At 33.8% G+C, this 15,586-nt stretch carries 8 protein-coding genes; 3 read left to right on the forward strand and 5 right to left on the reverse strand.

The window, feature by feature from the left end:
- Positions 1 to 202: 202 nt before the first annotated feature.
- Together LV89_RS18040 and LV89_RS25840 are read left to right on the forward strand one after the other, a co-directional pair.
- Positions 203 to 1,144, forward strand: a complete 942-nt coding sequence (locus tag LV89_RS18040) for a TonB-dependent receptor domain-containing protein (RefSeq protein ID WP_109744321.1) — start codon at positions 203 to 205, stop codon at positions 1,142 to 1,144.
- Entirely contained in the window at positions 1,078 to 1,566 is a 489-nt protein-coding gene (locus tag LV89_RS25840; protein ID WP_109744322.1) for an outer membrane beta-barrel protein, read from the forward strand. The genes LV89_RS18040 and LV89_RS25840 overlap by 67 nt, the downstream gene beginning before the upstream one ends.
- Positions 1,567 to 1,954: 388 nt before the next feature.
- On the opposite strand, the gene LV89_RS18050 is transcribed toward LV89_RS25840, so the two are convergent.
- From LV89_RS18050 to LV89_RS18060, 3 genes are all read right to left on the reverse strand, one after another.
- On the reverse strand, positions 1,955 to 4,357 hold the full coding sequence (locus tag LV89_RS18050; protein WP_229201549.1) for an alpha-L-rhamnosidase-related protein: 2,403 nt from the start codon (positions 4,355 to 4,357) through the stop codon (positions 1,955 to 1,957).
- Positions 4,358 to 4,617: 260 nt separating this feature from the next.
- Complete coding sequence (locus LV89_RS18055; protein WP_109744323.1) at positions 4,618 to 6,093, reverse strand: RagB/SusD family nutrient uptake outer membrane protein; 1,476 nt, start codon at positions 6,091 to 6,093, stop codon at positions 4,618 to 4,620.
- An 11-nt stretch (positions 6,094 to 6,104) separates the two neighbouring features.
- Positions 6,105 to 9,131, reverse strand: coding sequence for a SusC/RagA family TonB-linked outer membrane protein (locus tag LV89_RS18060; RefSeq protein WP_109744324.1), 3,027 nt, complete (start codon positions 9,129 to 9,131; stop codon positions 6,105 to 6,107).
- Between the two features lie 310 nt (positions 9,132 to 9,441).
- On the opposite strand from LV89_RS18060, the gene LV89_RS18065 reads away from it, so the two are divergent.
- On the forward strand, positions 9,442 to 12,312 hold the full coding sequence (locus tag LV89_RS18065) for a triple tyrosine motif-containing protein (protein WP_109744364.1): 2,871 nt from the start codon (positions 9,442 to 9,444) through the stop codon (positions 12,310 to 12,312).
- Between the two features lie 80 nt (positions 12,313 to 12,392).
- Here the strand turns inward: LV89_RS18065 and LV89_RS18070 are convergent, their stop codons facing one another.
- Positions 12,393 to 14,849, reverse strand: coding sequence for a glycoside hydrolase family 2 TIM barrel-domain containing protein (locus LV89_RS18070; RefSeq protein WP_109744325.1), 2,457 nt, complete (start codon positions 14,847 to 14,849; stop codon positions 12,393 to 12,395).
- 184 nt (positions 14,850 to 15,033) lie between these two features.
- Positions 15,034 to 15,411, reverse strand: coding sequence for a hypothetical protein (locus LV89_RS18075; RefSeq protein ID WP_109744326.1), 378 nt, complete (start codon positions 15,409 to 15,411; stop codon positions 15,034 to 15,036).
- Positions 15,412 to 15,586 lie beyond the last annotated feature (175 nt).

Genomic DNA, 15,586 nt, shown 5'->3' on the forward strand with positions numbered 1-15,586 from the left:
TATTTTCACGAGTTTCCCGAGTGAAGGAGAGCGAAGTTTAAAGCGAGAAAATTATGGATTCAGAACTTCTCTGATTTATAATGTATCAAAATCAGATGAGATTTCAGCAGGTGTATATTTAGGAGAACGCAACCAATATCGAACAGCAGATATTCTCTACCATAACACCAAAACAGAATTACGGACGAATAAAATTATTGGAATGACATCTTATTTTAACGCAAATTTGGTTTTAAAATCAGGTTCATTCAAGGTGTATAATCTTGACTATACCCATCGTTTTAAAAATTCGTCGAGCATTACTTTTTCTTTTCTTCACGAAAATGCTTTGATTGATGGCTACACTAAAAACCAAAATCTCAATGCTCTGAATTATCAAGATACACTTCAATACACTTTGAATACAGGAGCAAATCCATTAAATGCCAGTCGGATAAAGTTTGATTATGAGAAAAAAATGTGGATTGGTAAATTTTCTTTAGGCTACCAATATCGAACTCAGCAACAAAATGGCGTTTTTACTTATTATGAAAAACAAGGCAATTTTACAAACTTAGCTTTTAACCCCGCATTTTCAGCCGAAATAAGCGTTTTAAATAGAATTCACGGAATTTATACCCAATATGCAGGCTCTTTCAAAAACTTAGAATTTTCAACAGGTTTAAGATTTGAAAATGCTTTTCGAGAATTTAAAGTGGCAGGCAGTAATTCCTCATCAGTTTTAACGCTTTCTAATTTTTTCCCTTCCGCTAATATTCTTTATAATTTAAGCAATAATCTTCGAGCCAAAATTGCTTTTAGCAGAAGAGTTCAGCGTTCTACAAATAATGAATTAAATCCATATCCAGAAAGAGAACATAGTGAAACACTTGAACAAGGCGACCCCAATATTAAACCCGAGTTTATCAACGTGTATGAAACGGGTATTACGAAGGATTTTAAAAAAGCATCACTTTATTGGAACGTCTATGTTCAACAAATTACAGACATTGTAAATCGTGTAAATTCGGTTTATAACGAACCATTCTTAACCGAATTTATACCAATGCAGGAAATGCTCGTTTGGTTGGAACAGACATGGGCTTTACGATTTCTCCAAGTAAGAAACTCAAAATTTTTATTGGTGGTAATGTTTATAATCTAAAGATTGCAGGAACATTATTTGATAAATCTGTTCTTGTGAATAGCAATAATTGGGTTTATTCTATCAATTCAAATATAAATTATCAAATCACGCCAACATTGAATTCGCAATTTAATATATCGTATTTGTCTGCCAAAAATACAGCACAGGGTATAGATTCAAGGTTTTATCAGCCAAATATTTCTGTGAAGAAAACGTTATTAGATAATAAAATTTCGCTAACAATGCAGTGGCAAAATGTAGCATTTGGAAATATGAAAGTCAATGAGCAATCAATTACCACTTATGGTTCAAGTTTTTATACATCAACAAATTATGTTCAAGAGCGAAATATTTTTTTAATAAACATTTCATATTTCTTCAATAAGGTCGAAAAGAAAACGAAACTACCTTCCAGTGAATTTGGAGAAAAAGAGTTTTGATTAATTAGCATTGCATTTTCAATGAAATCCCAATTTCTTTTAGAATCTGATTTACACTAACTCTTGCGTACATAATTCCCATAACTGTATATATTTAGGCATTAAAAACAACTCTAATTATACTTAGAATAATATACAAGAAATATATACTAATTTATTAACACTAAATTTCAATATTTGATTTGGGAGAATTGTCTATTTAAACGGGCGTTTGATTGGACTGAACAATTTGAGGTATTCCATCGGAAAACCAACGGAATACCATAGGTTTTCTTCTGATTATCAAGGAATTCCTCTTTTCAACAGCTAAATGTTAAACCTTAATAGTCATCCAATTTTCTGTGACCCGAAATTTGGATGACTTACACGAATAAATAATCTTCAACTATTACTGCACAATTATATTTTCTCCTTCCTTCAATTCAATGGTTTTCCCTTTCCAAATTAAGCTACCTGTTATGGTTTTAGGTAGAAATACAACGATTTTCCATTTACCTTTTTCTAATTTGTAACTTGTTGATATTGTTCCTTTTGGGTGAGGAATACTTCCTCCAACATCCGTTAGTTGCCCTAAATGAGGAGTTATTTTTACTTTTGAAAAACCGATACCATCGCTATCTATACCGAGTATTGTTCTATAAAATTCAATGTTCGGACTTGCTCCCCATGCGTGACAATCTGAGCGAGTAGTGGCGGCATCGGTATCTTCTGCCCAAGTCGTTAAGCCCATTGCAATATGATTTCGCCAGATAGTTAACCACGATAAATAGTCATCGCCATAGCCAGCTTTCGTTAAAGCTGTATGCACATAATATTTGAAATAAATGGAGGCTTCTTGTAAATTATGGTCGTTCATTAACTTTCCACCCAGTTCTTTTGCTTTTTGTTTAGTAACAATTCCTGCCAAAATAGCCATGGCATTGGCGTGTTGTGAAAATACGTTTTTCTCGGGAGTATCTGCAAAAAGTCCCTTATCGGCATCCCAATAACGATTACGAATCATCGTTTTTAATGCTTCCGATTTTGCAAGATAAGTATCACTTAATTCTTTTAATCCAAGAGACTTTTCAAGGTCTGAGGCATATTGATAAGCCAAGAGTAACTGAAGGTCGAGCAGAGCTGAGTTTCCATTTTTCCCGATTGGTGGCATTCCTCTATTCCATTTAGCAACCCAATCGACAAAAAACCAATTAGGCAGATTTTTGATAGAACCGTCTGTATCACGAAAACCCTCAAAATAATCTAAAATTTGGCGAGTACCACTCAATTTATTTTTCACAAAATCAGTGTCTTTTCCATACCTCATATAGTCATGTAACATCCCGATATACCAGAGCGAAAATGTTGGGATAATTTGTTGATTAACAGTTGGATAACGACTCGAAGTTAAACCTTCTGGTTTTCGTGAATTATTCATTAAATTCAAGGCATTCTTCACTAAACGGTAGTCTCCTGAATTATATAAAGTTACCATTGCTTGAATACGAGTATCGCCAATGTATTGTAATTGTTCATAATAAGGGCAATCCATGTAGGTTTCATTGGCACAAAGTCGGGCAGTACGCCAGCCAATATCCAAGATTTGTTGCATTTCTGAATTTTCAGAAATTAAGCTTGCTTTTCTTTCAAAAGGATAGCCTGTAAAGGTGCTATACAAATCATTTATTTGAAGTGGACTATCTTTGGTTTCTATTTCCAGAGAAACAAATCTAAAAGTACGATAGGATAAACTGCTAAATTCTTGTTCGTCAGAGCCGTCAGAAATGATAATATCTTTTCGTCCAATGATTGATTTTCCTTCAATTTCGTTTCGGTTTCCTTTCTCTTTTTGTCCGAATAATGCTTCTGCGTAAGTCAAGCGAATGGTCGCATTTTTTCCGCCACTAAACCAAATCGTTGGGTAAGCATTGGTTAATACTGCTTGGTCTAAAAGTACGCTAACTTTGGTATTAGCAGGAATTTGTAAATTACCATTCTTCAAAAAATCATTCGTAATGCTTATTCCTTCAACTTTAGCTATTTTATGAAATCGTTGTTTTGTTAACTCCATTTGCGGAAGAAAAGACGGCACTAATCGCCAAGCATTTCCACCATCTAAACCAACAGTATTTTTAGGAATACCAGAGTTAATTTGCTGAGCATTCACCCATTCTTTGTCTTCAAAAGTAGGTTTTTCCCAGTGTTTGATGTGATTCGACATCGTTACTTTTTCACCTGCTCCCGCTACATAATATCCTTTGGCGGTTGTTTTTTCAAAAGGTAAATTGGGCGTGTAACTATTTACCAATACAGGTTCATAGCTTTTATCCTGCATACATTTCCATGATTTATCGGTATTGATAACTTGGCTACTATTATTTCCTCCTTGAATAATCAAGCCTGTTTGGTAGGTAATTTGAAATTCTGGTCTAAATTCCGCCTCATTCCATACTTTTACGGCAATCGTATTCTTACCCGTTTTTAGATAAGTTGCGAGGTCGATACTATCAAAATTCCAATTAAATAAATCACTTTTGGCTGGACCAGTACCCACTAATTCCCCATTTACATAGAGTTTATATCTATTGTCTGCCGAAATATAAACAGGAAAAGACGATACTTTTGAGTCCAAGTCAATCGTCTTTCTAAAGAGGTAAATACCATATTTTGAACCATCGGTATTAGGAACAGCAATCCATTTTGCTGACCACATTTTTTGAATATATGGTAACGAAATTTCTTGTGCAATCGACTGATTTACAAGAAATAATACCGCAAAGAACATAATTTTTTTCAGGTATTTATTTGACATGGGACTGATATTTAATTTCATTATTATATGATTTTAATTATTCCAAATAAGTATTAGGAATAATTTATTTGACATTATGTAGTAGCGTATAGCATACGCCAATGTTTTGACAATTTTGGCGTATGCTATACGCCACTACAAATCAATGACATTAATATTATTAAATAATTTATTTTTGGTACTTATTACAAATAAAAAGCGAATCAAACGATTCGCTTTTTATGAATTTACCATTTTTCAATCTTAAAGTATTGTCCCAATTAATAACCCGTATTTTGAGTTAAATTCTTATTAAGTTGGCGGTCTTGTTCTGGAATAGGAAAGATAAATTGATGTTTATCAGCAGCCATTGTATAACCCAACGATTTTCCAAAAGAGTCTTTTTGACTGTTCATAATATCAACCACATTTACTACACCATTTTTATCCGCACGTTTTAAATCATTCCAACGAGTACATTCAAACACCAACTCCAATCTTCTTTCGTTCAATACTGCCAAAGCTAAGTCACTTTTTGATTTAGCCGTTGTATTGGGTAAACCTGCTCTTTTTTTGATTTGGTTTAATAAGTTTATCGCAGCATCAAGATTTCCTAATTGTACATTGGCTTCAGCAGCTAACAACATAATGTCTGCCAATCTCATAATTACAATGTTATCATCACTGGCAAAACCATTTGGGTCTGGATATTTAAACATAAAAGGTATTGCTTTTGAAGCATCCCAAGCATTAGCAGGCATATTAAAACTTGCCGTAGTAACCGAAAAATTGATAGTTGCTTTATATCTCGCACCGTTATCTCCAGCAGTTGCAAAAGCATCAATCAAGGCTTTTGAGGCAATATTTCTTTTTGGAAATTTGAATTCAGAATCTACAAAAATATCAAAACCCCAAAAATTATACGGCGTTCCACCCCCGGGAACTTGAATTTCAAAAATAGATTCTGTGGTATTTTTATTTTTATTACTCCATAGTTTTCCAAAATCAGCCACTAACGAATACGTATTGCTATTAATAACTTTATTAGCATAAACCAAGCAATTAGCATAATCACCCATTTGAGCATACGTTTTTGCTAAAAGTGCCTGTGCTGCTCCTTTGGTTGCTCTTCCGTATTGATTATTGTAAGGTTTTACGCCTAAGTTACTTTCTGCATACACTAAATCTTTAATAATTTGAGCATATACTTCTTGTTCTGTATTGCGTGCAGGATAATAATTTCCACCCTGAGAAACCGATAAAATAACAGGAACTCCACCAAATTGAGTCACTAATTCATAATAGTTTAAAGCTCTCAGAAAAGATGCCTCTGCCAATATTTGTTCTTTACGAGTTGTTCCATTCCATTTTGAATCTACAATGGCAGGTACATCCGACAAAACTGCATTAGCTGCTGAGATATGAGAAAACAAATCGGTGTACGAGCCTTGAATAACGCCATTTGAAGCGTCGAATTTAAAGTTTTCAAGTAGCCATTCTTGAGGATTATCACCATTTACATAATGATTGTCATTGATGCCTTCGGTAAGATAGTAACGGCTATACTGATAATAGCCATTGGTTGCCAATCTGCTATAAGCTCCAGTAAGTTCATTTTCAGCATCTTGTGCGGTCGTTAATGTTCCAGAAACTAAACTTGATACGGGTTTTAAATCTAAAAAATCAGATTTACATGAAGCCAGTAATGCAAAAATCATTACAAAAGCTATTGATTTTATGTTAAATAATATTTTCATATTAATGCTTATTAAAGTTGAATGTTAAGACCTAAAGTAAATGTTTTAGCAGCAGGATATGTTCCTCTGTCGATACCCAGCGATAAAAGGGAAACGGCACTACCAGTATTAGAGGCTTGGTTGTTTGTTCCTTGTCCATACGCATTTACTTCAGGATAGTAGCCCGAATAATTGGTAAGTGTTAATAAATTCTGAGCTGTAAAATATACCTTCACGCCACTTAGCCCTAATTTGCTAACTAACTGATTATCTAAATCATAGCCTAAGGTTAAATTACGTAAACGAACAAATGAACCATCTTCTACAAAATGAGAAGAAATAAGGTTTTGTTGTTTAGCAGCTTCGGCAGCATTTGCTCCTCTGTTTCCCAAAGCTCTTGGAATATCAGTAATATCACCTACTTTTTGCCATCTGCGTAAAACAGCCGTGCTTTGGTTGGTAAAGCCTGACATGGCTTCTGTTTCCATACGCAATGAGTTATAAATATCATTTCCTTGCGTACCATCAATCAATAATGAAAGGCTCAGATTTTTATATTTGAAATTATTAGAAAAACCAAACGTATATTTTGGTAAAGCACTACCGATTTGCTCTAATTTATCTCCATAAATTAAATTACCTGTTTGAGGATTTACACCATTTGTTTTATAGCCCCAAAAAGTACCTAAAGGATAGTTGTTTTTGATAATTTGTGTGTAAAGTGGTACACGGCTACCAGCCACCTGTACTGCACCTGTTTGGAAAGAAATATTCTCATCAATCCCTTCTACGTTATTTTTATTGAATGAAATATTGAAATTTGAATTCCATTCAAAATCAGTTTTGTTGATAATATTCGCATCTAATGACATTTCAATACCTTTATTGATATTAAAACCCGGTAAATTCAAGGCCGTTAATGCTCCACCAGTAGTCAAAGGTAATTGCTGTGTAAAGATTAAGTCTTCTACTTTTTTGTGATAATAATCAACCGTTAAAGTCAGATTATTTTTAAGGAAACTTACATCAAATCCTAAATTTGTTTGAATAGCAGATTCCCATTTCAAATCACTATTTCCTAATTGATTAGAAGGACTTACACCCGAAGATGCAGCCCCACCATTGTAAGCATAAGGAGCTCCAGCATTTAATAAACTATATGACGGATATAACAAGGTATAAGGTGGTAAATTTCCTGTTTTACCCCAACCTGCACGAATTTTCACGTTTTGAGCCCACGTAATATTTTCCATGAATTTCTCATTGGATACTTTCCAACCTAAAGAGAAAGCAGGAAAGCTACCCCAACGCTGATTTTGCCCAACTCTCGAAGAACCATCTTGTCTGAAAGTTACCGTTGCTAAATAGCGATTATCAAACGCATAATTTAAACGTCCAAAATACGAATTAGTAGTCCACTCGTAGTTTCCTGTACTTACTGTATAGTTAGCACTTGCCGCATTTAAAGTCTTCACCACATTAGAGCCAAATCCCTGAGCTGATTGATAAGAGTTGAAGATTGTTTCTTTTAGAGCAGCCGTACCAAGAATTACATCAAAAGAATGTGAGCCAACTACTTTTTTCCAATTTAGAGTATTATCTAAGCCCCATCTGAACACTTCATTATACAAACTGTTAGCAGCTCCACGAGTTGGAATACCTGTTAAACTTGCAAAAGGGTCTTGAAAATAATCTCTCTTTGTATTATTCATTACGGTATTAAATTGACTTTTAAACTTAATATTGAAAGGAAGAGCAATTTCTACGAAAGCATTTCCTAATAAGTTATTTGATACCGTTAAATTTTGGCTATTGTAAAGGTTTGAAATAGGGTTTTCGCCCGAATACAAATTACTTGTACCATAAAGTCCTGGGTATGGAGAACCCGCTCCGTAAAAAATAGGAACATATTGAGGTGTTACTAATGCACTGGTAATTACTCCGCCAAAATTGGCAGATAAGTTATCAGTAATACTTGTCTGATTTGTTCTATTATAATTTAAACCACCACCAATTTTTAAATAATCAGTAGCATTTTGTTCGATACTTAATTTTGCAGAATAGCGGTCAAAATCTGAGTTTTTTACAATACCTGCTTGCGTTAAGTAGCCTGCACCAAAATAGTATTTACCTTTTTCTGAACCGCCAGATGTACCAACGTTAATTCCCGTTTGAGGGGCATCTCTATAAATTAAATCTTGCCAGTTGTTATTGGTATTCTGAACATCATAGTACGGAGCGATAGCCAATGGAGCACCGCCAATTTCAGCTTGTAAAGCTAAAAATTCAGTATTATTAAGTACAGGGAGTTTTTTTACTACTTGTTGTATTGCGGTATAAAAACTGATTTCGGTTAAAGGTTTTCCTTTTGAGCCTTGTTTTGTTGTTACAATTACGACCCCATTGGTAGAACCTGCTGCTCCATAAATACCTGCCGCAGAAGCATCTTTTAACACGTTGATTGACTCAATGGTATTAGGGTTAATTGCTTTTAAATTGGGAGTAATTACACCATCAACTACGTACAAGGGTTCACCACCATTTGGCGAGCCGATACCACGAACTCTAACGGATAATTCTGCCCCCGGAGAACCTGAGCCACTCAATACTTGAATTCCCGGAGATTTCCCTGTAATGGCATCAGCCGCATTCACAATTGGTCGGCTGGCAATATCTCCTACTTTTACCGCAGCAATGGCAGAAGTAATGTCTTGCTTTTTCTGACTACCATAGCCAATTACGACAATTTCTTTTAAATCTTGGGTTGATAATTCAAGCGTGGCATTTATTTCAGCTTTACCGTTAATTGGGATAGATAAGGTTGTATAACCTACAAAACTAATTACCAAAGTTCCGTTAGTTGGGGCTGAAATTTCATACTTCCCATCTACACCCGATGTTGTTCCTTTGCTCGTTCCGCTAATAGCAACCGTTGCACCTTGTTTTGGTAATCCTTTTTCATCAAATATTTTTCCCTTAATGGTTAGATTTTGTGCTTGCCCACAAAGAGGAAGAAATATTGAAAGTAAACATAAAATAAGTAAATTTTTGACTTTCATTTTTCTTAGATTTTTTTAAATAAATTAAATATGAAAGTCCAATATTATAGTAAACATTTCACTTGTAGGTATTTTTACTACTCTACAAAAACACATCATTGTATAAAATTTTATATTACAAAAACACATCAACACAAATACAACTAATTGATTATCAACAATTAACATTCAAAACATTATTAATTTCAATTCAATAAAAGATGTTAAATAGCCAATCTCGACTTAACTTCACAATAGGAAAGGAGATAAGTTCCTTTTTTAGATAAAATTTTAAGCGATGATTACTAATTTTTCTTCTTATTCCTCCAAAATGAAATTTACACAAGTAAGTTTAGTATTATTTGTGGTCTTATTTTTGGTGATTTTATCAGGTTATAGTCAGCAAATCGGTCTGCCTGAAATTAGAAATTACAATCGACTCAACTATAAAGCAGACCCACAAAATTGGGACATCAATCAGGATAAAAATGGAAATATCTATTTCGCCAATAATAAAGGTTTAGTACAATTTGATGGCTCAACTTGGAGACGATATAATTTACCTAATGGAAGCCTAATTAGAGCATTTAAAATTGATACTTCTGGAAAGATTTTCGTGGGTGGCATTAACGAATTTGGTTATTTCAAACCAAACCCAAAAGGAATAATGACCTATTTTTCTCTCGCAAAATACCTCCCTCCTACTATGCTCAAACAGATTGACATTGTATGGAAAGTCCATATCTTTCAAGGAGAAGTTTTTTTTCAATCTTTTGCAAAAGTATATATTCTTAAAAACAACAAATTAAGAATTGTCAGTCCGCCGAGTCGCTTCCAATTTTCATATCAAGTAAATAATCGTTTGTATTTTCAAGACCATAAAATGGGACTTTTGGAGTATAGAAATGGTAAAATGGCTGTTCTACCAGAAACTAAGATTTTTAATAATGGCGAAATCTGGGGAATTATCGCATTTCCACATACAAATAAGCTATTAATCTCTACCCTAAATGACGGACTTTTTGTTTATGATTTCAAAAAAGTAAGTGCTTGGAATACCGAAGCAAACGGTTTTATCAAAAAATATGGTTCTTTGGGAGGTGTTTTTTTGAAAAATAAATTCATTATCAATACACCCACCAATGGAATTATTAAATGTGATACCGCAGGGAAAATTATTCAACATATTAACCTAAAAAATGGACTCCAAAACAATGTTGTACTTTTCTCTTTTATTGATAGTAAACAAAATCTTTGGTTAGGCTTGGGAAATGGAATCGCTTTTTTGAATGAAAATTCTGCCTTTACCCGTTTAGGTGGCTATTATAACCTCAGTAGCGTTTATTCTTCTACCATTTACAAAGGCAATCTTTACGCAGCAACAGACGAAGGACTGTTTTATCACTCTTTAAAAGGAAATATAAAAGATAGTCCTTTTCAATTTGTAGAAGGTACATCAGGACAAAACTGGAATGTACAAGTGATTGACAATCAACTGTTCTGTGGAAGTAGTAATGGTGCATTATTAATTGATGATGGCAAAATCGTTCAAACCATTGATTCAAAAGGATATTTAGGGTTCAAAAAACTTCCAAATCGCCCAAATACCCTTATTGGCTCAGTTTATAGTGGTTTTAATATTCTTGAAAAAGTAGGTGGAAATTGGACAGTTAAACATAAAATTGATGGCATTTATGTCTATCCGTTCTCGTTTGAAGTGGATAATAAATATCTGTGGTACAAGAAAGATGGCTCTTTATTTCAGATGGAATTTAGCGATGATTTAAAGACTTTTAAAAGTGTAAAAAACTATTCTAATTTATCCTCAAAAGATAAAGGCATAGGAAGTGTTCAACTGTTGGATAATAGCGTTTCTTTTCAAACCAATAATCACTTTTATCGTTATTCACAAAGCACAAATACCTTTATTGAAGACAAAAAATACACAGCTATTTTTGCGACAATTCCGAGTGTACATATCATCAGAGAAGATGTTGATGGCAATATTTGGTATGTTTTCAAGGAGTCGTTGGGACTATTAAAAAAATCTCGCAATAGTTACTATAAAAACTTCATTGCTCCGTTTTCTAATTTAACTAACAACTTGATTATCAACCACTTTTCTATAAATATATTCAGTAAAGACAATGTGATTGTTGGATTAACAGATGGATTAGCGTATTTTGATATGAAACAAATGAATAACTATGACAGTAAACCTATTGCTATGATAAGAAGTTTTGCATACCCCGAATCTTCTTCAATTTTGGGTAATGGACAAAAAGAATTAGCCGTTTACAATATTCCATATAAATCAAATAACGTGGTTTTTACTTTTTCATCACCCACCTACGATAACCTCGAAAACGTTGAATACTCGTATAAATTAGAAGGCTTTGATAATCAATGGAGTAAGTGGTCAAATACTTATACAAAAGAATATACAAATCTCCGAGAAGGAACTTATAAAATGGTAGTGAAAGTTCGTAACAGTTACGGAATTCAGTCAAAAGAAACATCTGTTTCCTTTAGAGTTTCACCTCCTTGGTACAGACACACAGTAGCTTATTTTGCTTATATCCTCCTTTCGTTGATAACTCTTTATATTATACGTATAAGAATTGAAACAAAAATTCGTAGAAATAAGTATTTTGAATTAGTAGAGCAAAGAAAAATATACTTAGAGAAAGAAGCCAAAATTAGACAAGAACAGTTTGAGTTAGAACAAGAAATTGTAAGACTAAACAATGAAAAATTAAAGGCAAAAATTCTATTCAAAGACAAGGAATTGGTCAATAATTCATTGCAGGTTGTCAAGAAAAATAAAATCCTCAATGACATCATCACAAAAATGAAAAATATTGAAACAGAATCTTTGGAAGAATCAGTTAAAGTTCAATTTATTAAGCTAAATAAATCTATTGTAAAAGAAGTAAATTCGGATAAAAGTTGGAAAAATTTAGAGAACCATATCAAAAATGTTCATTACGATTTTTTGAAACGGTTGAAAGAAAAATATCCAACGATTTCTCCCAGAGAACTGGATTTGTCAACCTATTTATTAATCAATATGTCCACTAAAGAAATTGCCGAGTTAATGAATATCACACCCGAAGGCGTTGAACTGGCTCGTTACCGTTTACGGAAAAAATTAGGACTCAATAGAAAAGATAATTTGATTAGCTTTTTGATGGATATATAGGCAAACACAGCAAAATACACGAAAAATTGCTTCATGTTTTGAAAATTTCCTCAATTCAGCCAAACACATTTACCCTAAGTTTAGGGTAAATGTGTTTTGATTTTTAGTCTTGTACTTTTTAACCCATCTGCTACTGCTTTAATGGTCATTTCACCTGCTTGTTCATTGGGCTGAACAATTACCAATCCTTTACCTTGAAAGACTTTTTTCTCAGGTTGCTGAAAACTACTCATATCTCTTGGGTTTCCATTGCCTACCCCAATGATTTTGCCATTTCCTTCAATCTTGAATTTTACTAAAACATCATCTACATTTGGCACAACATTTCCTGCTTCATCTACCATTTCAACGCTGATAAAGGCTAAGTCATTTTTATTGGCTTTAATGGTGGCTCTGTCAGCTTTTAAGCGAATAGCAACGGGTTTTCCTGTTGTTGTGAGTGTTTCAGAAGCCACTTCTTTATCTCCTTCAAAACATCGTGCTACTAATTTTCCTGCGGTATAAGGCACTGAAAAAGTGGCTGTTATTGAGCCTTTTTCAAGCGTTTTTTCAGCCATGATTTTTCCATTTAATTCCAATTTTACGCTTGAACTTCTCGTAAAAACCCTGACTTGCAAAGAATCGTTTTCGTGTCCTGTCCATGTCCAAGATTTCATTTCATCTGGAAAACCATAAAAACCCGTTTGTTCTTTGTATCCTGCTGGAATTGGGCGGTGTACCATCATTTCAATTTTACTTCTTCGCCAAACAATATCTAAATAATAGGAAGCCGATTTTTTGTTGCCAATCAAATCTAATTCACCTGTATAAGAGTTAAAAATGGGAAATTGTGGCGACATAAAATCTTCTACAAACCCTTTCCATTTTTCATTTGCCCCCTTCGTGCGTGCCAAGCCAATACCTGCTTCGCCCAAATAATCTATACCTGCCCAACTAAAAGTGCCAATTATGTAAGGGTTATTTTCTACAAAATTCCAGTTTTCAAGGGCTTTGGGTGGAAAATACTCCGTAGCCATCATAATTCTTTTGGGAAATTTCTTGTGGTCGCTTTCATAATATTGCGTAGCATAATTGTACCCACCAACATCGAGTGGAGCAAATGAAGGTGCTGTGGTGTCCCATTTTTTTCTTTTTAACATTGGCACATGAAACGGAATGGCTGCCGTAATTGGTCTGGTTGCATCTAAATTACGGGCGAAATCTGCTAATTTTCGTGATGTTTCATAACCCAAACTATCTACTACTTCGGGTAATTCGTTGCCAATACTCCACATAATAACCGAAGGGTGATTAAAGTCTTTTTGAATCAATGTAGTCAAATCTTTTTGCCACCAATCTTTGAAATAATCAGCATAATCATCGGGCGTTTTATTGATATTCCACATATCAAAGGCTTCATTTATTACCACCATTCCAAGTCTATCGCAAGCATCTAAAATCTCCGCAGAATAGGGATTATGAGCAAAACGAACGGCATTATAACCATTCTTTTTCAGCAATTCTATCTTGCGTTCTTCTGCTCTATCAATCGCCATTGCTCCCAATGCTCCGTTATCGTGATGAATGCAAGCACCTTTGAGTTTTACATTTTTTCCATTCAAGGTAAAACCAGTTTCAGCCTCAAAATGAATACTTCTTACGCCAAAATTTTGCGTGTATTCATCAATCGTTTTACCATTTTGTTTGAGGCTTATTTTGGCTTTGTATAAATGAGGATTTTCAATATTCCACAATTGAGGATTTTTCAAAGGAATGATTTGCTCAACTATGTTTCCATTAGAAATTTGCTTGATATTTGTTACAACCAACTTATTATCAGCAGAATACAATGTGGTAACAATTGAAAGATTAGGAGAAATATTTTTGATTTTTGTAGCAATAGAAATTTCTGCCGATTGTTCTGAAACCTTATTTGAAACAATTTGAACACCCCAATTTTCAATATGACTTAGATTCAACACCGAAAGCCAAACATGACGATAAATCCCCGAACCTGAGTACCAACGAGAATTATCTCCTTCGTTTTTAACTTCGACCGCAATCACATTTTCTTTTCCTGCTGGGTTCAAAAAATCCGTCAGGTCATAGACAAAAGCCGTATAACCATTGGGTTGATTTCCGAGATGATGTCCGTTTATCCAAACATCTGAATTCATATAAACGCCATCAAATTGAATTAATACTTTTTTGCCAACGGTACTTTTATCCAAAACAAAATGTTTTCTGTACCAAGCCGTTCCACCAACGGTGAAAGCAGTAGCATTTTTACCAATGGCGTTTTTATAAAAAGGTCCCCGACTGGATAGTCCAATTGTTGTATCAGTCGGATTTTGGGCTAAATCTTCAATACTCCAATCATGCGGAATGTTTAATTTTCGCCAAGTTGCATCATTGAAACTATTTTCTTTAGCATCTATTTTATTACCTTTTTGAAATTTCCAATCGTAGTCAAAAGATTGATTTCTACCTGCTTTTATTTGTGAAAAAGCGGTTTTGAATGTGAATAAAAAGATGATTACGACTAAGTTTTTTTTCATTTCTTTACTGTTTGCAATCCACGTAACATCAATATTGTGTTTTTAGGGGTAAAATATACATTTCAAGTATTTATCAAGAATCCACCACAACTCTCCGACTAACAAGAAGTTTAACCCAACTTCACCAACCATAGCCGACCCAACAACTAAATCATAATCTATATTTACCCCTTTAATTTTTAAGCTATTTTATTCTCTTTGCTTTCGCATCAAACATTCCCATTAATTGCCCTTTTAGGTTGTCATTGTCTTCTTTTTTCAAGGGTAATGTTACATCATAACCTGAAGTTGAAAATGCTATTTCAATTTCGCCCTCTTTTTCTTCAATAGAAGTAATGGGAATTGCAGGTTTTGTTGAGTCTGTTGCATCTTTAAGTTCACCCATCAATTTTCCCTCTTTACGTATAAGTTCGGTTATCATTTTACTGTCGCCATTGGGTGTACCAAAAATGGTAATTTCCCATTTTCCTACAAAGAAGTCTGTTTTGGCTGATGTTTGAGAAAAACCATTGATTGCTACTCCGAAGAATAATGCAATTAGAAGAATACATGCTTTTTTCATTTTTTGAAAGTGGTTTTTTACCACGGTTAAGATTTAATTTTTAACAATTAAGAAATAAAGATTTTGAAAATCTTGGGGTAAAGGTATAGCTATTTTTTTATTGTCTAAAATAATAGACAATAAAATTTGCAAATATTTTATATTAGAATAGTTATATAGTATGAATGGTTTTTAT

This window comes from Arcicella aurantiaca (assembly GCF_003148625.1).
Classification (GTDB): domain Bacteria; phylum Bacteroidota; class Bacteroidia; order Cytophagales; family Spirosomataceae; genus Arcicella; species Arcicella aurantiaca.